Source organism: Corynebacterium testudinoris (assembly GCF_001021045.1).
GTDB lineage: Bacteria > Actinomycetota > Actinomycetes > Mycobacteriales > Mycobacteriaceae > Corynebacterium > Corynebacterium testudinoris.
On sequence record NZ_CP011545.1, the window covers coordinates 384,197 to 408,687 of the forward strand.

Consider the following 24,491-nt stretch of genomic DNA (forward strand, 5'->3'; position numbering starts at 1 on the left):
ATGCTGGCATCCATTCGCGTGCATCCGACGGTGGTAGTGACGACGACGGCGGTGGGCGGGTTGCTCGAGCTCAACCGCAGGTGCCTGATGGTGTGCGCGGTGTACTGAAGGCCTCGGTCTCATGGCGCGGCCAGGAGCGCACCAAATTGTCCTGCGTCAGGGTACTATCAACCTGAAAAGTATTACAGCTTATCGATGCTGCTCCGCATCTCCCCATGTGAGGTAGATACTTCGACTATTGATGTTCGGAGTAAGTCAAAACTCCACAGTCTTCTATGTGGTACGCAGAACGGGAGAGACCTTCTCCCGGAATGGTCCAATCGGATCGGCCGAGATAGTATCTAGTCGCATTGGAGTTAGCGATGGTAGATAAAAATGGTGTAGGTCCATCCGATCCCATTTCTAAAATATTCGGATTGAATCTTCCGCTTCCTGAGCTGTGTGCGTTTCTGATCGGGGTGGCGATGTATATCTTCGGGGCCGAAGGTGTGCCAGGCGTGGGGCGCGTTGCATTCTTTCTGGCAGTGGGTGGGATGACTGGGCCTATCATGGGACTGCCACTCCTGTTGGTGCCAATTAAGGTATTTTGGTTCGACGTGGCATACATAATTGTGGGCTTTTCGGTCTTCTTTTACACTATGTCGTTCATGGATGGTTCCTAGGGTCTGCTGCACGATCAGGTGACAGTGGTTAGTCACGCAGCCTGATCGGCTGGTGTGGTCATGATTGTCTCGAACTCGATCGGGGTCAAGCGGCCTAGGCGGTCCTGTCTGCGGCGTCGGTGGTAGGTCCTCTCGATCCAGGTAACGATGGCGATCCGGAGCTCTTCTCGGCTGGCCCATGCGCGGCGGTCGAGGACGTTCTTCTGCAGGAGTGCGAAGAAGCTCTCCATGGCTGCGTTGTCCCCGCACGCACCGACGCGGCCCATGGATCCGGTCATGTCGTGAATGCCCAGAGCGCGCACGAATTTCCGGCTACGGAACTGAGACCCGCGGTCGGTGTGGACCACGCAGCCGGCCACGTCGCCGCGGCGGGCGACCGCGTTGTTGAGGGCAGCCACGGCTAGGCGGGACTTCATCCGCGAATCGATCGAGTACCCCACGATCCGGTTGGAGTAGACATCCTTGAACGCACAGAGGTAGAGCTTGCCCTCATTGGTCCAGTGCTCGGTGATATCGCCGATCCACAATTCGTTCGCGCCATCGGCCTTGAACTCGTGCCGGGTTCTGCCCTCCTCATCGGTGACGGCGCAGAGGTCATCGTGGACCGGTGGACCGGGCTTCTTACCGTTCTTGCCGCGTTTCTTCCCGAACACCGACCACCAGCGGTTGTCTGAGCAGATCCGCCACGCAGTGCGCGCTGCCATCGGTTGACCGAGATCGCGGGCCTCATCCACCAAATAGCGGTAGCCGAACTCGGGATCATCCCGGTGGGCGTCGAACAAGGCATTGGCACGGTAAGCCTCATTCAGCTCTGCATCGGTGATCGGGTCCGCCAGCCACCGGTAGTAGGGCTGGCGAGCAAGATTGAGCACCCGACACGTCACCGTGAGGGTCTGCTGCACGATCAGGTGACAGTGGTTAGTCACGCAGCCTGATCGGCTGGTGTGGTCATGATTGTCTCGAACTCGATCGGGGTCAAGCGGCCTAGGCGGTCCTGTCTGCGGCGTCGGTGGTAGGTCCTCTCGATCCAGGTAACGATGGCGATCCGGAGCTCTTCTCGGCTGGCCCATGCGCGGCGGTCGAGGACGTTCTTCTGCAGGAGTGCGAAGAAGCTCTCCATGGCTGCGTTGTCCCCGCACGCACCGACGCGGCCCATGGATCCGGTCATGTCGTGAATGCCCAGAGCGCGCACGAATTTCCGGCTACGGAACTGAGACCCGCGGTCGGTGTGGACCACGCAGCCGGCCACGTCGCCGCGGCGGGCGACCGCGTTGTTGAGGGCAGCCACGGCTAGGCGGGACTTCATCCGCGAATCGATCGAGTACCCCACGATCCGGTTGGAGTAGACATCCTTGAACGCACAGAGGTAGAGCTTGCCCTCATTGGTCCAGTGCTCGGTGATATCGCCGATCCACAATTCGTTCGCGCCATCGGCCTTGAACTCGTGCCGGGTTCTGCCCTCCTCATCGGTGACGGCGCAGAGGTCATCGTGGACCGGTGGACCGGGCTTCTTACCGTTCTTGCCGCGTTTCTTCCCGAACACCGACCACCAGCGGTTGTCTGAGCAGATCCGCCACGCAGTGCGCGCTGCCATCGGTTGACCGAGATCGCGGGCCTCATCCACCAAATAGCGGTAGCCGAACTCGGGATCATCCCGGTGGGCGTCGAACAAGGCATTGGCACGGTAAGCCTCATTCAGCTCTGCATCGGTGATCGGGTCCGCCAGCCACCGGTAGTAGGGCTGGCGAGCAAGATTGAGCACCCGACACGTCACCGTGACGGGGACACCGTCCACGGCCAACTCACGAACGAGCGGGTACATCATTTTCCCGGCAGATTGGCCTGCGAGAGATACGCCGCGGCACGGCGGAGGACCTCGTTCTCCTGCTCCAAGAGACGGATCCTCTTCTTGGCGTCGCGCAGTTCAGCCGACTGAACCTGAGTCGAGCCCAACACTTCACCGTCCTCGAGGTCAGCCTTCTTCAGCCACGAGTACAGGGTAGTGAAGTGGACCCCGAAGTCCTTGGCGATCTGGGAGAGCTCGACACCGGGCTCACGATTCCGTGCGACACGGACAACGTCATCGCGGAACTCTTTGGGATAGGGCTTGGTCACGGTGTACATCCTTCCAGCCCAACCATCTGATTAGGCTGCTCGGTTGTCACCTGATCGTGCAGCAGACCCCTACTTGCTCGGACTACTGATTCCCATTTGTTCAACCGGAGTGGTGATAGCGGGTTTTTCATTTATACTGCGGCGACTGATTGCGCTTTCGGTAGTTTCTGGCTAAGTCGTTGATGATTTATTTTATCCCTTTGGAGTTGGCTAGGAAGTTTTGACCTAGGCCAGGTCCACGTGCGCCTGGGCCACGAAGACGTTCTCGCACGTATGGTCCGACGGCTTAAGCCAAGAGAGTCAAGACAGGCAGCTCACGGAGTGTTGACCTGGTGTTCTGCGAATTCCCCAAACAGGTCTCTGTTGGTGGGGACGATGGAGAAATGCGCCTGCGTCTGCTCAGCGCGGAGTATCCAGTTGGTGTCAGTGTTGCGACGTCGGTTTCCAGCGGTCGCTTGGTTTCCGTGACCATTCGCAACGGTGGTGTCACCATCGCATCGGCTTCTCAAGCCTCCATATCAACACGACCGACACGGAGAGTGCTCGCTGCCCGTGGCCTGCCGGGTAACCTAGCGGGCATGCTTGCGAAATCGCGTCTTGTCTCGGTCCTGCTGTTTGGCTTGGGCGTTGCCCTGGTCGTGGCTGGGTTGATTGCGCCGCGGTTTATTCATTTGGATGCGCGGATGTCGTTGGATTCGGGTAGTAGTACGTGGACGTTGACGGATGAGTCGGCGCAGTCGAGGCTGGTGGGGGACCCGGAGGGGCGGGTGGTGGATGCGCCGGTGAGTCGTCAGTTGCACATGGATATTCAGAATCCTTCTGATAATGAGAAGGCGTCGCTGCGGGTGGGGGAGACGCTCATGCGTGATAGCCAGCAGGGGGATCTTGATCGGCTGATCAGTGCGGAGGTGTGGACGTTGAGTGTGGATCGTCTCACTGGCGCGGTGGAGGGGCCGGCGGTGCTCAGTGATCAGTTGGCTAGTCCGGTCAGTGAGGTCACGATTGATGGCTATTGGTTGAAGTTCCCTTCTCAGGCGAAGGAGACGACCTACGAGGTTTTTGATCCGACTCTTCGCGCGACTCGTCCGGCAGCTTTCGTTGAGGAGCTGGAGATGGATGGGCGCACGGTGTATCGCTATCGCCAGGACATCGAGCGGGAGATGGTGGCGCAGTCGTTCGCTTCGCCGTTGAATACCACCACTTTTGACGGGGAGGGCGAGGATCCGCGCGGCTACCTTTTTCACTCGGTGACGCGGGACTTCTTTGTGGATATGGTCTCTGGGTTGGTCGTGGAGATCCGGGAGGATGTTGATGATTATTACGGAACCGTCGATGGTGAGAAGCGGGAGCAGGTCTTGCTTTTCGACGGCCGCATGTCCCAAGCACAGATCGACTCTCACCTCGCCGAGGCGAGCAAGGTCCCTGACCGCGGCTTCGCCGCGGCTATTCGCTGGGGTGTCGTCGGGGTGGGTGCTCTTCTGGCGCTCGCTGGGTTGCTGGGGTCGTTCCGGTCCCCGGCTCGTGTTGAACGGCGGGCTCTGCTAGAGTCCCCGCTGAATTCTTCCCACGACCCTGACGACACGCGTAAAAATTAGGGCTTTACAAGTCGCGGATGATGGTATAGGCTACTTTGTTGCGCTGGAATTCGTCTCTGGTAGGCATCTCAACCTTGATCGGATCGCTTGAAAAAGTCGATTTGACAAGGTGATTTTGTGCTACCTGGGGGCGCACATTCCACAGCAGACCGAATGCTAATTTTACCAGCGGATTCGACGATTGTTAGCCAGAGCAATCGCCACCCGCGTGAGGTGCTGGAAGGACCCATCTTGGCAGTCTCCCGCCAGACCAAGTCAGTGACCGACATCCCCGGAGCCCCGAAGCGATACTCTTTCGCTAAGATCTCCGCGCCCATCGAAGTTCCGGGTCTTCTTGACCTGCAGCGTGAATCCTTCGCGTGGCTGATCGGTACGCCCGAGTGGCGTGCCCGCCATCAGGAGGAGCGTGGGCCGGAAGCCCGCGTGACCAGTGGACTCGAGGATATTCTCGATGAGTTGTCGCCGATTCAGGACTACTCCGAGAACATGTCGTTGTCGCTGTCCGAGCCGCGCTTTGAGCCGGTGAAGAACTCTATTGATGAGTGCAAGGACAAAGACATTAACTACTCTGCGCCGCTGTATGTGACGGCAGAGTTCATTAACAATGAAACCCAAGAGATCAAGTCTCAGACGGTGTTCATTGGTGATTTCCCGATGATGACGCCGAAGGGCACGTTCATCGTCAACGGCACGGAGCGTGTCGTGGTCTCTCAGCTCGTCCGTTCCCCGGGCGTCTACTTTGACCAGACGATCGACAAGTCTACGGAGCGACCCCTGCACTCGGTGAAGGTGATTCCTTCCCGCGGTGCGTGGCTCGAATTCGACGTCGATAAGCGAGACACCGTAGGTGTCCGCATTGACCGTAAGCGTCGCCAGCCGGTGACGGTGCTGCTCAAGGCCCTTGGTTGGACCACCGAGCAGATTCAGGAGCGATTCGGCTTCTCTGAGATCATGATGTCCACCCTCGAGTCTGATGGTGTGGCCAACACCGATGAGGCTTTGCTGGAGATCTACCGCAAGCAGCGTCCGGGCGAGCAGCCCACGCGCGACCTTGCTCGTTCCCTGCTGGACAACTCGTTCTTCCGTGCGAAGCGCTACGACCTGGCTAAGGTGGGCCGCTACAAGGTCAACCGCAAGCTCGGCCTGGGCGGCGACCACGACGGTCTGATGACGCTGACCGAAGAGGACATTGCCACCACCCTGGAATACCTCGTTCGCCTGCACGTTGGTGAGCGTTCCATGACCTCCCCGACCGGTGAGATCATTCCGGTGGAGACCGACGACATCGACCACTTTGGTAACCGTCGTCTGCGCACCGTCGGTGAGCTGATTCAAAACCAGGTCCGCGTTGGCCTGTCCCGCATGGAGCGCGTCGTCCGCGAGCGCATGACCACGCAGGATGCTGAGTCGATCACCCCGACCTCGCTGATCAACGTCCGTCCGGTCTCGGCCGCGATCCGTGAGTTCTTCGGTACCTCCCAGCTGTCCCAGTTCATGGACCAGAACAACTCGCTGTCGGGTCTGACCCACAAGCGTCGTCTGTCCGCACTGGGCCCGGGTGGCCTGTCCCGTGAGCGCGCTGGCATTGAGGTCCGCGACGTTCACCCGTCTCACTACGGCCGCATGTGCCCGATTGAGACCCCGGAAGGCCCGAACATTGGCCTCATCGGTTCGCTCGCGTCTTACGCTCGGGTGAATGCTTTCGGATTCATTGAGACCCCGTACCTCAAGGTCGTTGAAGGCCGAGTGACCGACATCGTCGAGTACCTCACCGCCGACGAGGAGGATCGCTACGCCATTGCGCAGGCCTCTATCGAGCGCGACGCTGACGGCGTCATCACCGCTGACCGCATTGAGGTTCGCCTCAAGGACGGCGCTATCGGCGTGGTCACCGACGGTTACGGTGTGGACTACATCGACGTATCCCCGCGCCAGATGGTCTCTGTCGCTACCGCGATGATTCCGTTCCTCGAGCACGACGATGCAAACCGTGCCCTCATGGGCGCGAACATGCAGCGTCAGGCTGTGCCGCTGGTCCGCGCTGAAGCTCCGTACGTGGGCACCGGCATGGAAAAGCGCGCTGCTTACGATGCTGGCGATATGGTCATCACCCCGAAGGCTGGTGTGGTGGAAAATGTCTCGGCTGACGTCATCACCATCATGGACGATGAGGGCATCCGCGACACCTACCTGCTGCGCAAGTTCGAGCGCACCAACCAGGGCACGAGCTACAACCAGACCCCGCTGGTCAACATGGGCGAGCGCGTCGAGGCTGGTCAGGTTATCGCCGACGGCCCCGGTACTCACAACGGTGAAATGTCCCTCGGCCGTAACCTCCTGGTTGCGTTCATGCCGTGGGAAGGCCACAACTACGAGGACGCGATCATCCTCAACCAGCGTGTGGTGGAAGAGGACATCCTCACCTCCATCCACATCGAGGAGCACGAGATCGATGCCCGCGACACCAAGCTCGGTGCCGAGGAAATCACTCGTGAGATCCCGAACGTCTCCGAAGATGTCCTGCGCGACCTCGACGACCGCGGCATTGTCCGCATCGGCGCCGACGTCCGCGCTGGCGACATCCTCGTCGGCAAGGTCACCCCGAAGGGCGAGACCGAGCTGACCCCGGAGGAGCGTTTGCTGCGCGCCATCTTCGGCGAGAAGGCCCGCGAGGTCCGCGACACCTCCATGAAGGTGCCGCACGGCGAAAACGGCAAGGTCATTGGTGTTCGTCGCTTCGCCCGCGAGGACGACGACGATCTGGCTCCCGGCGTGAACGAGATGATCCGCGTCTACGTGGCTCAGAAGCGCAAGATCCAGGACGGCGACAAGCTCGCCGGCCGCCACGGCAACAAGGGCGTCGTGGGCAAGATCCTCCCGCCGGAGGATATGCCGTTCATGGCCGACGGAACTCCCGTCGACATCATCTTGAACACCCACGGTGTCCCGCGTCGTATGAACATCGGCCAGGTCCTGGAGATCCACCTCGGTTGGCTGGCAGCAGCCGGCTGGTCCGTGGATCCGGAGGATCCGAAGAACGCTGAGCTCATCAAGACCCTCCCCGAGGAGCTTTACGACGTCCCCGCCGGGTCGCTCACCGCGACCCCCGTCTTCGACGGTGCCACCAACGAAGAGCTCTCCGGCCTGCTGGCTAACTCCCGCCCGAACCGTGACGGCGACGTCATGGTCGACGAGACCGGCAAGACGATGCTCCTCGACGGTCGCTCTGGCGAGCCGTTCCCGTACCCCGTTTCGGTGGGCTACATGTACCTCCTCAAGCTCCACCACCTGGTGGACGAGAAGATCCACGCCCGCTCTACCGGCCCGTACTCCATGATCACCCAGCAGCCGCTCGGCGGTAAGGCCCAGTTCGGTGGCCAGCGCTTCGGTGAGATGGAGGTGTGGGCAATGCAGGCATATGGTGCTGCCTACACGCTGCAGGAGCTTCTGACCATCAAGTCCGATGACGTCGTCGGCCGTGTCAAGGTCTACGAGGCAATCGTTAAGGGCGAGAACATCCCGGACCCGGGTATCCCCGAGTCCTTCAAGGTTCTCCTCAAGGAGCTGCAGTCCCTGTGCCTCAACGTGGAGGTTCTCTCCGCCGACGGCACCCCGATGGAACTGTCTGGTTCTGATGACGACGAGCTCGACTCCGCTGGATCCTCGCTGGGCATCAACCTGTCCCACGACGAGCGCTCCGACGCTGACGTCAGCTAACAGACCACAATCGACGATATTCGCCATTCAATCCCTCCCAGCCGGGAGGGGAAAGGGAGTTACGTGTTCGACGTAAACCTCTTCGAAGAGCTCCGCATCGGCCTGGCCACTGCCGACGACATTCGCCGTTGGTCCAAGGGCGAGGTCAAGAAGCCGGAGACCATTAACTATCGCACCCTCAAGCCGGAGAAGGACGGCCTCTTCTGCGAGCGCATCTTCGGCCCTACCCGCGACTGGGAGTGTGCCTGCGGCAAGTACAAGCGGGTCCGTTACAAGGGCATCATCTGTGAGCGCTGTGGCGTCGAGGTGACCAAGTCCAAGGTCCGCCGTGAGCGCATGGGCCACATCGAGCTGGCCGCCCCAGTCACCCACATCTGGTACTTCAAGGGTGTTCCGTCGCGTCTTGGCTACCTTCTGGACCTGGCTCCGAAGGACCTGGAGCGAATCATCTACTTCGCTGCCAACATCATCACCTCTGTTGATGAGGAAGCTCGCCACAACGATCAGTCCACCCTCGAAGCAGACATGCTGCTGGAGAAGAAGGACGTCGAGGCTGACGCCGAGGCTGAGATCGCTGAGCGCGCTGCCAAGTTGGAGGAGGACCTCGCTGAGCTCGAGGCTGCCGGCGCTAAGGCCGACGCCCGTCGCAAGGTGCAGTCCGCCGCCGACAAGGAGATGCAGCACATCCGCGAGCGCGCGGAGCGCGAGATCGACCGCCTGGAGGAGATCTGGCAGACCTTCATCAAGCTTGCTCCCAAGCAGATGATCATTGATGAGACCGTGTACGAAGAACTCGTCGACCGCTACGAGGAGTACTTCACCGGCGGCATGGGCGCTGAAGCAATTCAGACGCTTATCCGCAACTTCGACCTCGACGCCGAGGCCGAGATCCTGCGCACCATCATCAATGAGGGCAAGGGTCAGAAGAAGATGCGCGCTCTCAAGCGCCTCAAGGTGGTTGCCGCGTTCCAGCGTTCCGGCAACGACCCCGCTGGCATGGTCCTCGACTGCGTTCCGGTGATCCCGCCGGAGCTGCGCCCGATGGTCCAGCTTGATGGTGGCCGCTTCGCCACCTCCGACCTCAACGACCTCTACCGTCGTGTGATCAACCGCAACAACCGCCTCAAGCGCATGATCGATCTCGGTGCCCCCGAGATCATCGTGAACAACGAGAAGCGCATGCTGCAGGAATCTGTCGACGCTCTCTTCGACAACGGTCGTCGCGGCCGCCCGGTCACCGGACCGGGCAACCGCCCGCTGAAGTCGCTGTCTGACCTGCTCAAGGGCAAGCAGGGTCGTTTCCGTCAGAACCTGCTGGGTAAGCGAGTCGACTACTCTGGCCGTTCGGTCATTATCGTCGGCCCGCAGCTCAAGCTGCACGAGTGTGGTCTGCCGAAGCTCATGGCTCTCGAGCTGTTCAAGCCGTTCGTGATGAAGCGACTGGTGGAAAACGAGTACGCGCAGAACATCAAGTCCGCTAAGCGCATGGTCGAGCGTCAGCGTCCCGAGGTGTGGGACGTGCTCGAGGAGGCTATCTCCGAGCACCCGGTCATGCTCAACCGTGCACCTACCCTGCACCGCCTGGGTATCCAGGCCTTCGAGCCGAAGCTCGTCGAGGGTAAGGCCATTCAGCTGCACCCGCTCGCGTGTGAAGCCTTCAACGCCGACTTCGACGGTGACCAGATGGCAGTCCACCTGCCGCTGTCCGCCGAGGCTCAGGCCGAAGCTCGCGTGCTCATGCTCGCCTCGAACAACATCCTGTCCCCGGCCTCCGGCAAGCCGTTGGCTATGCCGCGCCTGGACATGGTCACGGGTCTGTACTTCCTGACTATGGGTAAGTCCGAGAACGAGATTGGTGGCCAGGGCGCCTACAAGCCGGCCGATGAGAACGGTCCGGAGCAGGGCGTCTACTCGTCCTACGCCGAGGCCATCATGGCTCGCGATCTGGGTGTTCTGGGTCTGCAGGCCCCGATCCACGTCCGGATTTCGCACCTGCGTCCCCCGGCTGACATCGAGGCTGAGCAGTTCCCCGACGGTTGGGAGCAGGGTCAGACCTGGATGGCGGAGACCACCCTTGGTCGCGTCATGTTCAACGAGCTGCTGCCGTGGAACTACCCGTACCTGGAGGGCGTCATGGTCCGTAAGGGTGGCGGCGCTGGCAACATTCTGCTCGGCGACGTCATCAACGACCTCGCAGCCACCTACCCGATGATCACCGTCGCTCAGACGATGGACAAGATGAAGGACGCTGGCTTCTACTGGGCCACCCGTTCCGGCGTCACCATCGCCATGTCCGACGTTTTGGTCCTCCCCAACAAGGAGGAGATCCTCGAGCGTTACGAGGCCGAGGCCCGTGACATCGAAGACAAGTACTGGGTCAAGGGTGCGCTGCGTGAGCGCGACCGCTACGACCGTCTGGTCGAGCTGTGGCAGGACGCTACCAACCAGGTGGGTAAGGCCGTCGAGGAGCTCTACCCCGACGACAACCCGATCCCGATGATCGTGAAGTCCGGCGCTGCCGGCAACATGCGTCAGATCTGGACCCTGGCTGGTATGAAGGGCATGGTCGTGAACTCCAAGGGTGACTACATCACCCGACCGATCAAGACCTCCTTCCGCGAAGGCCTCTCCGTTCTCGAGTACTTCAACAACTCGCACGGTTCCCGTAAGGGCCTGGCCGATACCGCGCTGCGTACCGCTGACTCCGGCTACCTGACCCGTCGTCTCGTCGACGTGGCCCAGGACGTCATCGTCCGCGAGGACGACTGTGGCACCCGTCAGGGCGTTCGCGTCCCCGTCGCCATCGAGGTCAAGGACGCCGAAGGCACCGTCACCGGCTTCGCCCGCCACCCCTTGGTCGAGACGTCTGTCTCCGGCCGAGTCTTGGCTACCGAGATCAATGGTGCCGACGGTGAGCAGCTCTACGCCGCTGGCGACGAGCTCACTGAATCGCGTATCGACGAGCTCGTGCTCAACGGTGTCACCGAAGTCAAGGTCCGCTCCGTCCTCACTTGCCAGACGCCCACCGGCGTCTGCGCCAAGTGCTACGGCAAGTCCATGGCATCGGGCCAGCTCGTTGACATCGGCGAGGCAGTCGGCATTGTCGCTGCTCAGTCGATCGGTGAGCCCGGTACCCAGCTGACCATGCGTACCTTCCACCAGGGTGGTGTCGGTGGCGACATCACCGGCGGCCTCCCGCGTGTCCAGGAGCTGTTCGAGGCCCGCGTGCCCAAGAACGCCTCCCCGATCGCGGAGTTCGACGGCACCGTTCACCTCGAGGACGACGGCAACTTCTACCGGTTGACGCTGACCTCCGACGATGGCTCCGAGGAGAAGGTCTACGAGAAGCTGTCCAAGCGACAGGGCCTCGCCCAGATCCGCGTCGCCATGGAGAACAACGCTGGCGTGTTCATCGAGCGCACCCTGCGCGACGGTGACCACCTCAAGCTGGGCGAGCGCATCCTGCGCGGACCCGCCGACCCGCACGATGTGCTGCGGGTGCTGCGTCGTCGCGGCGTCGAAAAGCACCTTATCGACGAAGTGCAAGCCGTCTACCGCACCCAGGGTGTGGCCATCCACGACAAGCACATCGAGATCATCATCCGCCAGATGCTGCGCCGCGGTACCGTCATCGAAGCCGGCTCCACCGACTTCCTGCCGGGCACCCTGGTTGACCTGTCCGAGGCACGTCGCGTCAACGCCGCGATCCGCGCCGAAGGCGGCCAGCCCGCCGAGCTGCGCGACCAGATCATGGGCATCACCAAGGCCTCGCTGGCTACCGAGTCCTGGCTGTCCGCCGCATCGTTCCAGGAGACCACTCGTGTCCTGACCGATGCTGCGATCAACCGTCGCTCTGACCAGCTCATCGGCCTGAAGGAGAACGTGATCATCGGTAAGCTGATCCCGGCCGGTACCGGCATCTCCCGCTACCGCAACATCTCCGTCAAGCCGACCGAGGCCGCCCGCAACGCCGCCTACTCGATCCCCACCTACGGGGACTCGATCTACGGCGACGACGGCTACGCCGAGTTCACCGGCGCATCCGTGCCGCTGGACGAGGACTTCCAGCTCTAGGAAGTCGCAGGCTTCTGGCATAGCCTGCATTCGGTCTGCTTAAGGCCCCACGGTTCCACTCCTTCGGGAGCGGGCCGTGGGGCCTTGTCGTTGCGTGCCCACTGAGTCGGCGAAACCCGCACTTCTTAACAACTTGGCCGTTGTGGAAGTGCGGGTTGTGGGCTGCTCGCCTGTAGGCGTGATATCACCCTGTAGAAAGGGCACCTTTCAACTGTCCTCGCGGGACGAATCGGGGCCATCTCGACAGGGTGATATCACGCCAAGAGGGGGGAAGGAGCTACGTGGCCTTCCGGGGCTTGCGGACGACCGTTACCGAGCCCATGAGGCCCACGCCGGAAACACGGATGACGGGGGCGTCGGCGGGGAGATCGTTCATCCGGGTGGTGACTCGTTTGCCAGTGGTGATGCCAAATCCGCCCATGATGCCCAGGCCGCTGCTGACGACGCGGACATCCTCGGGAACGACGATCTCGATGCCGCCCATCACGGCGACCGCGACGATCTCAGTTTCCCGGGAGGTCAGGCGCGCGGAACGCAGATCGAGGTAGTTGCCGCCCATGACGGTGAGGGAGGTGTGCCGCGGCGCGCAGAGCCAGTCACCGGACTTTTCGTTGCCGCCCATCATGGACAGGGACATCTCGCTGCCACCGGATTCGCCGGTGACCTGGGTGGATGCCGGGGAGACGGCGCGGTGGGGGATGACGGCGGGCACAGCAGTATCGAGGACCACCGTGGGATCGGGGAAGAGATCCTCCAGAGGGGTGATCAATTCCTCGCGATACCGGCAGCGCCACACCTGCTCGGTGCGTTCGTCGAGCTCCGCGTAATCGATGCGGCCTTGGGCGAAAGCCTCGGAAAGCGCGGCAATGACCCGGTTGCGCTCGTCGTCGCTGGCGCGGATGTGAGGATTGTCGGTCATGCCCTCGATACTACGGTCTTGTTTAGGTAGAAACCGGAGGCATCGCAGCCGCGGGCGGATTGCACGACGAGAGATGCACCGTAGTCGGCGACGCGTTCCTGCAGGTACGGCAGATGCGCTTCCAGCGCAGACCCCGGCCAGACCGTGGTCCGGACCTGCGTTTCGACGCCCGACGCTACTACCGCCGCCAGGGACTCCCACATTGCTTCCGCCACCCGCGGAGTGCAGCCGACCACCGGTGGCAGATCGAGCGGAAGCCCCTTAATGTCCAGGCCGATCCAGTCGGGCCTGGTCTCCGGGTCCGCCAGAAGACGTCGCAGGCGGTGGGGTGCGTAGCCACTGGTGTGCAGGCCGACCGGGAAGCCCAGCGCATGCGCGGCGCGGATGGCGGCGGGCAACGCTGGGGAACTCACGGGCTCGCCACCCGAGATGACGAGGGCGTCGAGGAGGCCACGGCGGGCGTCGATAAGCTGGGTGACCTCGTGCCAGGAGACGGTGCCGGGACGAAACTGCTGAAGCTGTGGATTGTGGCAGTAGGTGCAGCGCAGTGGGCACCCTTGGGTGAATACTGTCGCCGTGAGGCGGCCGGGCCAATCGGTGGCGGAGAAGGGGATGAGGCCGGCGATGGGCAGGTCATTCGCGGAAATAGACGCGCTCACGGAACTCGCCTTTCTTGCCAATATTGAAGCTCTGGACTGGCCGGAAGTAACCCATCACGCGGGTCCACATCTCGGTGGGCTCACCGCACAAGGGGCAGGTGGGGTGCTCGCCGGAGAGGTAGCCGTGGTCCTGGCAAATGCTAAACGTCGGCGTGATGGTGAGGTAGGGCAGGCGGAACGTCTCCAAGGAGCGCCGCACCAACGCCGCACACGCCTCGCCCGAGCTCATCGCGGCGCCCATGTAGAGATGGAGCACGGTGCCGCCGGTGTACTTGGCCTGCAGGTCCTCCTGGGCGGCGAGCGCGGCGAAGGGATCCGGGGTGTGCGCCACGGGCAGCTGGGAGGAGTTGGTGTAATAGGGCTCCTCGTCCGACCCAGCCTGAATGATGTCGGGGAAGCGCTTGCGGTCCTCCTTGGCCAGGCGGTAGGTCGCGCCCTCGGCGGGGGTGGCCTCCAGGTTGTAGAGGTGGCCGGTCTCCTCCTGGGCCGCCACCAACAGGGCGTTGAGGTGATCGAGCAAGCGCGCGACCTGCGCGTGACCCTGCGGATCGGTGAGGTCGTAAGCCCCGCGGGTGAAGTTGCGGATCATCTCATTGCAGCCATTGACGCCAATGGTGGAGAAATGATTGTCCAGGTTGGGCAGCCAGCGCTTCGTGTATGGGTAGAGACCGCGGTCGAGGGCCCCGGCTACGAAAGCCCGTCGTCGCTCCAGCGTATCGACGCCCAGTCGCACCAGCTCCGTTGCAGCCGCCAACAAGGCGGCTTCGTCCCCCGCGTGGACGTAGCCCAGGCGGGCGCAGTTGAGGGTGACCACCCCGATGGAACCCGTGAGCTCGGCGGAACCGAAGAGCCCGTTGCCGCGCTTGAGCAGCTCACGCAGGTCGAGTTGGAGGCGGCAGCACATCGAGCGGATCATGCCGGGATCGAGGTCGGAGTTGAGGAAATTCTGGAAGTAGGGCAGACCGTAGCGGGCGGTCATGTCAAAGAGCGCCTGCGCATTGGGGCTATCCCAATCGAAATCGGGCGTGATGTTGTAGGTGGGGATGGGGAAGGTGAACGGGCGGCCCTCGGCGTCGCCGTCACCCATGACCTCGATGAATGCCCGGTTGATGAGGTCCATCTCGGCCTGCAGGTCCCCGTAAGTAAAGTCGACGGGTTCATTGCCGATGAAGGGGACCTGATCGCGGAGATCAGCCGGGCAGACCCAATCGAAGGTGAGGTTGGTGAAGGGGGTCTGCGTGCCCCAGCGGGAAGGGACGTTGAGGTTGAACACGAACTCCTGGAGGTACTGGCGCACCTGGTCGAACGTCAAGGAATCGAGACGGACGAAAGGTGCGAGATAGGTATCGAAGGAGGAAAACGCCTGCGCACCAGCCCACTCGTTTTGCAGGGTGCCGAAGAAATTGACAATCTGCCCGCAGACAGAAGAAAAGTGCCGGGGCGGGAGCGAGGACGTGGTGCCGGGGACACCGCCGAAGCCTTCCTCCAGTAGCTGGCGCAGGGACCAACCGGCGCAGTAGCCCGAGAGCATGTCGAGGTCATGGATGTGGAGGTCCCCGTCGCGGTGTGCGCGACCAGCGGCGGGGGAGAAGACATTGTCCAACCAGTAGTTCGCGGTGATGGCGCCGGCGGAGTTGAGGATCATTCCGCCGAGGGAATAGTCCTGGTTGGCGTTGGCGTTGACTCGCCAATCGGAGCGGTCGAGGTAGTTCTCGATGAGAGCGGATGGGTCGATGCGGTGGGAAGTCACGGCATCAACCATAAGTTGGAATTACAGACCTGTAAGTAAATGTGACCGCGGCGATAGGCGCAACATCTGCCCATGGTGGTCTGCCGAACCACAACATGTTGTGGGTGGCGGGGTGGTGTCTAGGGGGAAGGGAGGAGTATCTTGCGCGTTCGCGTCTTACCCCTGAGTGGGGGAGGGGTGCCATTCGGCAAGGCGCTCACGCAACAAAGCACCCGATTCTCGGCTAGCTTGCCGGTTACCTTCGATGGTGCCGCCCAGCATAGTTTTCCAACTGGGGCCGATCGCGGCGGCCACATCCTCGGAGAATAGGTGGCCCGCGCCCGGGTAGACCACTGCCTCCAGCCGGGGATTGGTGGCCTCGAGGTTGCGGGCGGCTGTCGCTGCCTGCCACATGGCGTCCTGATCGCCGGCGAAAAGCAGGCCGTGCCCCGAGAAGCCGGACAGGTCGATACGGCTGGCCGGGTCGGCCGAAGCGGCCGCGGCCTCATACGTGGCCAAGTAGGACACGGGAAGGCCAAGGGCCATGCGGAACATCATCGGCCCCATGATCCGGAAGTCGGAAGGGAACGCGGCGAACGGCACCTCGGCGCCGCGCCAGGTGAAACTACTGGCTTGTTCCCGGCTATCAAAGCTGAGGCCGGAATACGTGTGGTCGCCGGGGGTGTAGAGGACGATGTTGTCGATCTCGGGATAGCGAGCGGCCAGGTTCGCCGTCAGTTCCGCGCCTTTCGACGTCCCGATGACAGTCAGCGGCCCGCCGGCCAGCTCCTCCCGGGCGTCAATCCAAGCGAGTGCCTCATCGAAGAAGTCGAGCGGGACCTGAGACAGAGTGCGCTGTTGGCCGTCCTGGCCAAAGAAGTACAGGGCTACGGCGTGGTAGCCCTGCTCGCTCAAGGCGCGGGCCTGGAAATCCGCCGCGCTACCCTCAGAACCGCCGAAGGTAATGATGGTGCCGGCATGTTGAGGCGCCGAGGGGGCGTAATAGATGCCGCGCAGGTAGTCACCTCTGACCTCTTCGCCACCGTGAGCGCGAAGAGTAGCTTCCAGATGCGTGGTCATTGAATTACCATCCCCCGATGGTATGGCGTAGCGGTGGAGGTTGTAAGCGCGGACGCCCCAGAGGGTCAGCCCAAGAACGAGAGCAAACACGAGGAGTGCGCCGAGTATTTTTCCGGCCGTCTTCATGGCTCCCAGTCTGCCAAAAGCTCGGATTTGGGTCATGGCAGCTCCCTCAGGTAGGGTTAGCGATCAGTCCCACGTCTCCACTGTGGGAGCTTGAGAATTCCTCCCAGTAAGCCAGCGAGAGCGGCTGACTGGTTTTCGCACGTTTACGGCACCTGGATCATCGGGTGCGGGAAGCGGCGGGAAGCGGAAAACTTGGGCTAGTTCAGATCTTTTAGAGTTTTCGCGGTCGGTGATGTCCGGCCGGACATCACTTCGATCATCAAAGAAAGACGGTTCATGCCTACTATTCAGCAGCTGGTCCGCAAGGGCCGCCACGATAAGACGAGCAAGGTTTCGACCGCAGCTCTGAAGGGTTCCCCCCAGCGTCGTGGCGTGTGCACCCGCGTGTACACCACCACTCCTAAGAAGCCGAACTCCGCTCTGCGTAAGGTCGCCCGTGTGCGCCTGACCACCGGCATCGAGGTTTCCGCCTACATCCCGGGCGAGGGCCACAACCTGCAGGAGCACTCCATGGTGCTCGTTCGCGGCGGTCGTGTGAAGGACCTCCCGGGTGTGCGCTACAAGATCGTCCGCGGCACCCTCGACACCCAGGGTGTCAAGGACCGCAAGCAGGCCCGTTCCCGCTACGGCGCCAAGAAGGAGAAGTAAACAATGCGTAAGAATGCAGCTCCGAAGCGCCCCGTCGTTAAGGACCCGGTTTACAAGTCCGAGGTTGTCACCCAGCTCGTGAACAAGGTTCTGCTGGACGGCAAGAAGTCCACCGCTGAGCGCATCGTCTACGGTGCTCTCGAGGCTTGCCGCGAGAAGACCGGCACCGATCCGGTTGGCACCCTGGAGAAGGCTCTGGGCAACATCCGCCCGGACCTCGAGGTTCGCTCCCGCCGCGTCGGTGGCGCCACCTACCAGGTTCCCGTTGAGGTCCGCCCGGGCCGCTCCAACACCCTGGCACTGCGTTGGCTGGTCACCTTCACCCGTCAGCGCCGCGAGAACACCATGGTGGATCGCCTGGCCAACGAGATCCTGGATGCGTCCAACGGTCTCGGTGCTTCCGTGAAGCGTCGCGAGGACACCCACAAGATGGCCGAGGCCAACCGCGCCTTCGCCCACTACCGCTGGTAGTAGAGTCCCTCACTCATGGCCCACGCGACCGTGCTTGTTCGCGCCGAACCGTGCCGCACTATGTGCGGCAGGCGGGGCGTCGAAAAGCAAGCAATCGCCTGGGCCTTCGGTGTATGACCTTCTAGGGCTGCCTAGGCAGCCATTTAGTGGCAGTATTAAACGAGAACTATCCACCGACGGCGTTATTGGCGTAACAGCCAAGGGCGTCCATATTTACAAGTTGGGGTAAGAACGTGGCACAAGAAGTGCTTAAGGACCTAAACAAGGTCCGCAACATCGGCATCATGGCCCACATCGATGCCGGTAAGACCACCACCACCGAGCGCATCCTGTTCTACACGGGTATCAACCGCAAGGTTGGCGAGACCCACGACGGTGCCTCCACCACTGACTGGATGGAGCAGGAGAAGGAGCGTGGCATCACGATCACCTCCGCCGCCGTCACCTGTTTCTGGAAGAACAACCAGATCAACATCATTGACACCCCCGGTCACGTCGACTTCACCGTCGAGGTTGAGCGTTCCCTCCGTGTCCTCGACGGCGCTGTCGCTGTCTTCGACGGCAAGGAAGGCGTTGAGCCGCAGTCCGAGCAGGTCTGGCGTCAGGCTGCTAAGTACGACGTCCCGCGTATCTGCTTTGTCAACAAGATGGACAAGCTGGGCGCAGACTTCTACTACACGGTTGACACCATCGTCGATCGCCTCGGCGCTAAGCCGCTGGTCATGCAGCTGCCGATCGGCGCTGAGGATGACTTCGACGGCGTCGTTGACCTCATCGACATGCAGGCTCTGACCTGGCGTGGCGTTACTGAGATCGGAACCGAAGCCACCATCGAGGAGATCCCGGCTGACCTGCAGGAGCGCGCTGCAGAGTACCGCGAGAAGCTGCTCGAGACGGTCGCTGAGTCCGATGACGCTCTCATGGAGAAGTACTTTGGCGGCGAAGAGCTGACCAAGGAAGAGATCCAGGGCGCTATCCGCAAGATGGTCGTTAACTCCGACATCTACCCGGTCTTCTGTGGCACCGCCTACCGCAACAAGGGCATCCAGCCGCTGCTCGACGCCGTCGTTGCCTACCTGCCGAACCCGCTTGACGTGGGCGAGGTTGAGGGCCATGCACTCGGCGATGACGCTGAGATCATCACCCGCAAGCCGTCCGTCGACGAGCCTTTCTCGGCTCTGGCGTTCAAGATTGCAGCTCACCCGTTCTTCGGCAAGCTGACCTTCGTCCGTGTCTACTCGGGTCGCGTTGAGCCGGGTAACCAGGTGCTCAACTCCACCAAGGACAAGAAGGAGCGCATCGGCAAGCTCTTCCAGATGCACGCCAACAAGGAGAACCCGGTCGACGAGGCTCTGGCTGGCAACATCTACGCCTTCATCGGCCTCAAGGACACCACCACCGGTGACACCCTGTCCGCACAGGATGCCCCGATCATCCTCGAGTCCATGGACTTCCCGGACCCGGTGATCAAGGTCTCCATCGAGCCGAAGACCAAGTCCGACCAGGAGAAGCTCGGCGTCGCCATTCAGAAGCTCTCTGAAGAGGACCCGACCTTCACCGTCGAGCTGGACGACGAGTCCGGCCAGACCGTCATCGGCGGCATGGGCGAGCTCCACCTCGACGTCCTCGTCGACCGCATGAAGCGCGAGTACAAGGTTGAGGCTAACGTCGGCGCCCCGCAGGTTGCTTACCGCGAGACGATCCGCAAGCCCGTCGAGAAGCTTGAGTACACCCACAAGAAGCAGACGGGTGGCTCCGGCCAGTTCGCTAAGGTCATCATCTCCCTGGAGCCCTACGCTCCGTCCGAGGACGAGCTGGCAGAGGGCGAGTCAGCTCTGTACAAGTTCGAAAATGCCGTCACCGGTGGTCGCGTTCCGCGCGAGTACATTCCTTCCGTTGACGCCGGCATCCAGGACGCCATGCAGTACGGCTACCTCGCTGGCTTCCCGCTGGTCAACATCAAGGCCACCCTGCTCGACGGCCAGTACCACGAGGTTGACTCCTCGGAAATGGCCTTCAAGGTCGCCGGTTCCCAGGCACTCAAGGAGGCTGTGGCCAAGGCTAAGCCGGTCCTGCTTGAGCCGCTGATGGCCGTCGAGGTTGTCACCCCGGAGGAGTACATGGGCGAGGTCATCGGCGACATCAACTCCCGCCGTGGCCAGGTCAACTCCATGGACGATCGTTCCGGCGCCAAGGTCGTCAAGGCTAAGGTTCCGCTGTCCGAGATGTTCGGCTACGTCGGCGACCTGCGTTCCAAGACCCAGGGTCGTGCGAACTACACCATGGTCTTCGACTCTTACGCCGAGGTCCCCAACAGCGTCTCTGAGGCCATCATCTCCGAGCGCACCGGCAACTAACAGTTGCCGCTAGTCGGGAGGCCGTGACTGGCTTTTCGCTTATCTGCTCCGCCGTGCCGCGGCGCAGATTAGCAGTCACGGTGGCCCCGACACCCACGGTGTGGGTAGCGGTCGGGCTGAATGCTCACTGGGCTTGTTCGATCACAGTGAACATTGAGTCGGCCGTTACCCCGCGTGAGATCCTCGGGTAAACCGGCTGCAGTTTGAAAAAACAGCCGCCTAAACCTAGGATCGTGTAACTGGCACATTGTGAGACCATTGTGCGCAGCGCCGAATTAGCGTTGCGCCTGATGGAGACTGTCAACCAACGTGGCTGCGAAGGTCGTAGCCACCATGAAGTCCAGGAGGACATACAGTGGCAAAGGCGAAATTCGAGCGTACGAAGCCCCACGTCAACATCGGCACCATTGGTCACGTTGACCACGGCAAGACCACCACCACCGCCGCCATCACCAAGGTTCTGGCTGACGCATACCCGGACCTCAACGAGGCCTTCGCCTTCGACGCTATTGATAAGGCACCGGAGGAGAAGGAGCGTGGCATCACGATCAACATCTCCCACGTTGAGTACCAGACCGAGAAGCGCCACTACGCGCACGTCGATGCTCCGGGCCACGCCGACTACATCAAGAACATGATCACCGGCGCTGCTCAGATGGACGGCGCTATCCTCGTCGTCGCCGCAACCGACGGCCCGATGCCGCAGACCCGCGAGCACGTGCTGCTGGCTCGCCAGGTTGGCGTTCCTTACATCCTCGTTGCCCTGAACAAGTGCGACTCTCCTGACGTTGACGAAGACATGATTGAACTCGTCGAGATGGAGGTCCGCGAGCTTCTGGCTGAGCAGGATTACGATGAGGACGCCCCCATCATCCAGATCTCCGCTCTGAAGGCTCTGGAAGGCGACGAGAAGTGGACCAAGCAGATCCTGGAGCTCATGCAGGCTGTGGACGATTCCATCCCGGATCCGGTCCGCGAGACCGACAAGCCGTTCCTGATGCCGATCGAGGACATCTTCACCATCACCGGCCGCGGCACCGTCGTGACCGGCCGTGTTGAGCGTGGCTCCCTGCGCGTCAACGAGGATGTCGAGATCATCGGCATCAAGGAGAAGTCCACCACCACCACCGTCACCGGTATCGAGATGTTCCGTAAGCTCCTCGACTACACCGAGGCTGGCGACAACTGTGGTCTGCTGCTTCGTGGCATCAAGCGCGAGGACGTTGAGCGTGGCCAGGTCATCATCAAGCCGGGCGCTTACACCCCCCACACCGAGTTCGAGGGTTCCGTCTACGTCCTGTCCAAGGACGAGGGCGGCCGCCACACCCCGTTCTTCGATAACTACCGCCCGCAGTTCTACTTCCGCACCACCGACGTCACCGGCGTCGTGAAGCTGCCGGAGGGCACCGAGATGGTTATGCCCGGCGACAACGTCGACATGACCGTCACCCTGATCCAGCCGGTCGCTATGGACGAGGGCCTGCGCTTCGCTATCCGCGAGGGCTCCCGCACCGTCGGCGCTGGCCGCGTCACCAAGATCATCAAGTAATTACTTTGTGATCTAAAACCCTGAGAGGGGCCTGGAGGATTTTCCTTCGGGCCCCTTTTCGGTTTTCTACAGCTAAGCGGTATCTTCTTAGCCATGCTGCGAACAATCCTTGGGTCGAAGATCCACCGCGCCACGGTCACGCAGGCCGACCTCAACTACGTGGGGTCCATTACCGTCGACGCCGACCTTCTCGACGCCGCCGATCTCATCGAAGGGGAGAAGGTCTCCGTCGTCGACGTCACCAACGGCGCCCGCCTGGACACCTACGTCATTACCGGCCCGCGGGGGACCGGCGAGATCTGCATCAACGGCGCCGCGGCACACCTCGTGCACCCTGGTGACCTGGTCATCCTCATCTCCTACCTGCACGCGACCACGGAGCAGGCCCGCGCCTACACTCCCCGCATCGTCCACGTTGATGCCCGCAACCGCATCGTGGCCCTGGGCGATGATCTCGCCGAGCCCGTTCCCGGCTCCGGCACGCTCAGCTCCCGCGACGCGCTCATCTCTTAAGCCTCGTGCAGGATCCCTCGCGCATCCCCGCAGTCCTCGACGCCCTGCGTCGCACCTGGGAAGGTCAACCCGACCTCTCCCTGCCGACCCTGTTCGCCCGCCTGGCCAACGACGGCATCGGCTGGGGCAGCACCGATGAGCAGTTGCTCACCGTCTTGCAGGAGATGGAGAGGGTGCAGCCTGGAAGGCTGCCGCTTATCGACGCCCGCGTCACCGCCACCTACCTGTTGGTCACCGAATCGCCCGACTATCGCATCACCGTCGACCCCCGTCGCGTCATCACTCGCCGCGCCGCCCGGGATTCCCAGCTCGGGCTGTGGACCTATTCGGCCATCCGTCCTGCCTTCGTGGGCCACCCACTCGTGATCACCGATGCAGAGGGCATCGACCACCGCCTGGGCGTGGTCACGTCCTGCACCCTGCTCGCCGACATTCCCCTGTCTCTTGATGGGTTGTCTCGCCGCAGACTAGGCGACGCGTCCTACCTGGTTGTCTTGAGCAATGGCGATACCGTTGTCATCGACCATCGGTTGAGACTGTTTTCCTCCGGCCGGCGGGAGCTTCACCGCGAAGAACTGACCTGGGAGTCCCTCATGCTCGACGGGTCAACACTCTCCGCGCGGCGCCCTGGCGGGGGTGCGCCCGTCCTCATCGGTGACGTTGCTGAGGTTCATATCCTGCAAGCACCTCCCGCGTGATCGTGACGCGCTGATCGCGAGGCCAACGCACGGTGGTGCGATCCGCCGGGATCGGTCAGCGGGGTGGGCGAAGGTGAACTCGGTAACGAGTGGTGACGTCAATGCCGGGAAGGGCGGCCCTGAGGTCACGCTCGGTCTCGCGGAGGTGGCTGCACAAGTCGGGCAAGGCGACGGTCGGTTCCGCCCACAGCGTCAAGGTCATGATGTTATGGCCGAAGCTCCTGGCCACGACGTGGTCGACGGAGTCGATGCGGGAATCCTCTTCCAACTGTCGGGCGACGGCGGACGCCAGCGTGGCGAGGTTGATCTCGATATCGCCGGCGGTTGAGGATGACGGTGAGTACACCCGGGAGATTCGGTACCGGCGGACATTGACGGCGATGAGCCAGATGCCGAAGGCCGCGGACGCCACCATGATGAGCGACAAGACGGCGTTGAACCAGCCTTGGTCAGGGGCGGAGCGCCAGGCCGCGAAGTGAATGTTGTCTGCCAAGGACTGCGCGAGGGGCCAGTTAAAAAAGAGCCCCACGGTCCACAGGCCACCTAGAACGGCGAGAGCGCCGAGCAGGAAGACGAGGGCTCGGTCGAGGAGGGCGATTCGTCCGTTCATCGGCGCTTAGCTCCCTCATATTGGGCGGTGTTCTGGTGAACCCGCAGGCCAAAGTCCAGCCCCGCCTTGTCCAGGGCTGCCTGGGCGGCAGCGTGCACGTCAGGGTGAGTACCGGGGTGGGCGCTGTAGGTGACGTGGACTTTTGAACGATCAACGCGAGTGTGTGCGCTTCCGACTCCAGGGACTGAGCGGGCCGCGGCACTAACGTAGCGGGCGATATCGACGGGGCGCAGCCAAATGCCAGTGTCCGGGTCGATGGCCAGATGGGTCCGCGTGCGGGGGCGCACGGAAATCCACAGCAGGGCCAGGCCCACCACGAGGGTGATGATCCCGACGGGGAGCATCCACGGTTGGAAGGTGGCGTTGCCCACTGTCATCACCAGGGGCTCCACCCAGCTCTCGCCGTGGGCATTGTCCGCCGTGCGCAGGTAAAGCTCCCGCCCGCAGACCACAGCCACGGCGACGAGGGCTAGCCCGATGACGACCGCGACGTAGCGGGCGAGGGGAGTGGCGCGGGGAGTATCAGCTGACACGAGGGCGCCTTTCCTCGACCACGGGCGTCACCGTGATGGGCCGCAGTGGGGCGGGCGTGGCGACGGTGATGGGGCGGGGGGTGGGGTGCGCCGGGTGGGCGTCGATAAGCAACGATGTCACCCGTGCCCCCGGAACGACCGGGCCGACAACGACATTGACCCGCGTGACAGCCAGTCCCGTGAGGGACTGCACCCATTCCGTGATGGTGGTGCGGACGGCCTCGGCGACGCGGGTGACTGGCGACGGCCACGTGACAGCGATGAATGCCTCGATGCTGCAAGCGTTGGCGTAATGATCCACCTCAACGTCATAACGCGGATAGGTGCGCCCGGCCATGCGATCGAGGCCACGACCGAGGGTCGTCGTGCCCGGGACGGACGCGGCGGCCATGGCGACGATGCGGGAGACCGCCCGGTCGGTGATGGTCAACGTCAT

General features: G+C 62.3%; 18 protein-coding genes and 1 pseudogene. 10 read left to right on the top strand and 9 right to left on the bottom strand.

Going from position 1 to position 24,491, the window contains the following annotated elements:
• Window positions 1–362 precede the first annotated feature (362 nt).
• Window positions 363–662 (top strand): hypothetical protein, encoded by a 300-nt coding sequence (locus CTEST_RS01885; RefSeq protein WP_047252292.1) that lies wholly within the window; start codon window positions 363–365, stop codon window positions 660–662.
• Window positions 663–694: 32 nt separating this feature from the next.
• Here the strand turns inward: CTEST_RS01885 and CTEST_RS01890 are convergent.
• A pseudogene (locus tag CTEST_RS01890) lies at window positions 695–1,552 on the bottom strand (IS3 family transposase); the annotation flags it as partial.
• A 32-nt stretch (window positions 1,553–1,584) separates the two neighbouring features.
• Window positions 1,585–2,777, bottom strand: a protein-coding gene (locus CTEST_RS01895; protein WP_407919233.1) for an IS3 family transposase whose coding sequence is annotated in 2 segments (ribosomal slippage) — window positions 1,585–2,490 and window positions 2,493–2,777 — 1,191 coding nt in all. Because the reading frame shifts where the segments join, the coding sequence is not laid out codon by codon here.
• A gap of 578 nt (window positions 2,778–3,355) precedes the next feature.
• Between CTEST_RS01895 and CTEST_RS01905 the strand changes: the two genes are divergently transcribed.
• The 3 genes from CTEST_RS01905 to CTEST_RS01915 all read left to right on the top strand — a co-directional run bounded on the left by CTEST_RS01905 (window position 3,356) and on the right by CTEST_RS01915 (window position 12,163).
• Window positions 3,356–4,372 (top strand): DUF3068 domain-containing protein, encoded by a 1,017-nt coding sequence (locus CTEST_RS01905; protein WP_047252293.1) that lies wholly within the window; start codon window positions 3,356–3,358, stop codon window positions 4,370–4,372.
• Window positions 4,373–4,585: 213 nt separating this feature from the next.
• Window positions 4,586–8,089, top strand: a complete 3,504-nt coding sequence (gene rpoB / locus CTEST_RS01910; RefSeq protein WP_201774826.1) for a DNA-directed RNA polymerase subunit beta — start codon at window positions 4,586–4,588, stop codon at window positions 8,087–8,089.
• Between the two features lie 63 nt (window positions 8,090–8,152).
• Window positions 8,153–12,163, top strand: coding sequence for a DNA-directed RNA polymerase subunit beta' (locus tag CTEST_RS01915; protein WP_047252295.1), 4,011 nt, complete (start codon window positions 8,153–8,155; stop codon window positions 12,161–12,163).
• A gap of 277 nt (window positions 12,164–12,440) precedes the next feature.
• Here the strand turns inward: CTEST_RS01915 and CTEST_RS01920 are convergent, their stop codons facing one another.
• The 4 genes from CTEST_RS01920 to CTEST_RS01935 form a co-directional block, all read right to left on the bottom strand.
• Window positions 12,441–13,082, bottom strand: coding sequence for a DUF1707 SHOCT-like domain-containing protein (locus CTEST_RS01920; protein WP_047252296.1), 642 nt, complete (start codon window positions 13,080–13,082; stop codon window positions 12,441–12,443).
• On the bottom strand, window positions 13,079–13,741 hold the full coding sequence (locus CTEST_RS01925) for an anaerobic ribonucleoside-triphosphate reductase activating protein (RefSeq protein WP_047252297.1): 663 nt from the start codon (window positions 13,739–13,741) through the stop codon (window positions 13,079–13,081). The genes CTEST_RS01920 and CTEST_RS01925 overlap by 4 nt, the downstream gene beginning before the upstream one ends.
• Window positions 13,716–15,491, bottom strand: coding sequence for a ribonucleoside triphosphate reductase (locus CTEST_RS01930; protein ID WP_236686117.1), 1,776 nt, complete (start codon window positions 15,489–15,491; stop codon window positions 13,716–13,718). Before CTEST_RS01930 ends, CTEST_RS01925 begins: the two co-directional genes overlap by 26 nt.
• Before the next feature lie 156 nt (window positions 15,492–15,647).
• Window positions 15,648–16,712, bottom strand: a complete 1,065-nt coding sequence (locus tag CTEST_RS01935) for an alpha/beta fold hydrolase (RefSeq protein ID WP_236686118.1) — start codon at window positions 16,710–16,712, stop codon at window positions 15,648–15,650.
• Between the two features lie 240 nt (window positions 16,713–16,952).
• Here CTEST_RS01935 and rpsL point away from each other — a divergent pair, with 240 nt between their 5' ends.
• The 6 genes from rpsL (at window position 16,953) to CTEST_RS01965 (ending at window position 22,912) form a co-directional block, all read left to right on the top strand.
• Entirely contained in the window at window positions 16,953–17,324 is a 372-nt protein-coding gene (rpsL, locus tag CTEST_RS01940; protein ID WP_047252299.1) for a 30S ribosomal protein S12, read from the top strand.
• 3 nt (window positions 17,325–17,327) lie between these two features.
• Window positions 17,328–17,795: a 30S ribosomal protein S7 gene (gene rpsG, locus CTEST_RS01945; protein ID WP_047252300.1), complete on the top strand. Its 468-nt coding sequence runs from the start codon at window positions 17,328–17,330 to the stop codon at window positions 17,793–17,795.
• A gap of 233 nt (window positions 17,796–18,028) precedes the next feature.
• Window positions 18,029–20,152 carry an elongation factor G gene (gene fusA, locus CTEST_RS01950; RefSeq protein WP_047252301.1) on the top strand — a complete coding sequence of 708 codons (2,124 nt, stop codon included), beginning with the start codon at window positions 18,029–18,031 and terminating at the stop codon, window positions 20,150–20,152.
• Window positions 20,153–20,507: 355 nt separating this feature from the next.
• Window positions 20,508–21,701, top strand: coding sequence for an elongation factor Tu (gene tuf, locus CTEST_RS01955; protein ID WP_047252302.1), 1,194 nt, complete (start codon window positions 20,508–20,510; stop codon window positions 21,699–21,701).
• A 93-nt stretch (window positions 21,702–21,794) separates the two neighbouring features.
• Window positions 21,795–22,214, top strand: a complete 420-nt coding sequence (gene panD / locus CTEST_RS01960) for an aspartate 1-decarboxylase (RefSeq protein WP_047252303.1) — start codon at window positions 21,795–21,797, stop codon at window positions 22,212–22,214.
• A 5-nt stretch (window positions 22,215–22,219) separates the two neighbouring features.
• Window positions 22,220–22,912, top strand: coding sequence for a hypothetical protein (locus CTEST_RS01965; RefSeq protein ID WP_047252304.1), 693 nt, complete (start codon window positions 22,220–22,222; stop codon window positions 22,910–22,912).
• A gap of 55 nt (window positions 22,913–22,967) precedes the next feature.
• Here CTEST_RS01965 and CTEST_RS01970 read toward each other — a convergent pair whose 3' ends face one another.
• Genes CTEST_RS01970 through CTEST_RS01980 form a run of 3 tightly spaced genes read right to left on the bottom strand, consistent with a single transcriptional unit; the run spans window position 22,968 to window position 24,491 of the window.
• Window positions 22,968–23,522: an Asp23/Gls24 family envelope stress response protein gene (locus CTEST_RS01970; RefSeq protein ID WP_047252305.1), complete on the bottom strand. Its 555-nt coding sequence runs from the start codon at window positions 23,520–23,522 to the stop codon at window positions 22,968–22,970.
• Window positions 23,519–24,055: a DUF6286 domain-containing protein gene (locus tag CTEST_RS01975; RefSeq protein WP_052844268.1), complete on the bottom strand. Its 537-nt coding sequence runs from the start codon at window positions 24,053–24,055 to the stop codon at window positions 23,519–23,521. Before CTEST_RS01975 ends, CTEST_RS01970 begins: the two co-directional genes overlap by 4 nt.
• On the bottom strand, window positions 24,045–24,491 hold the full coding sequence (locus tag CTEST_RS01980; protein ID WP_047252306.1) for an Asp23/Gls24 family envelope stress response protein: 447 nt from the start codon (window positions 24,489–24,491) through the stop codon (window positions 24,045–24,047). Before CTEST_RS01980 ends, CTEST_RS01975 begins: the two co-directional genes overlap by 11 nt.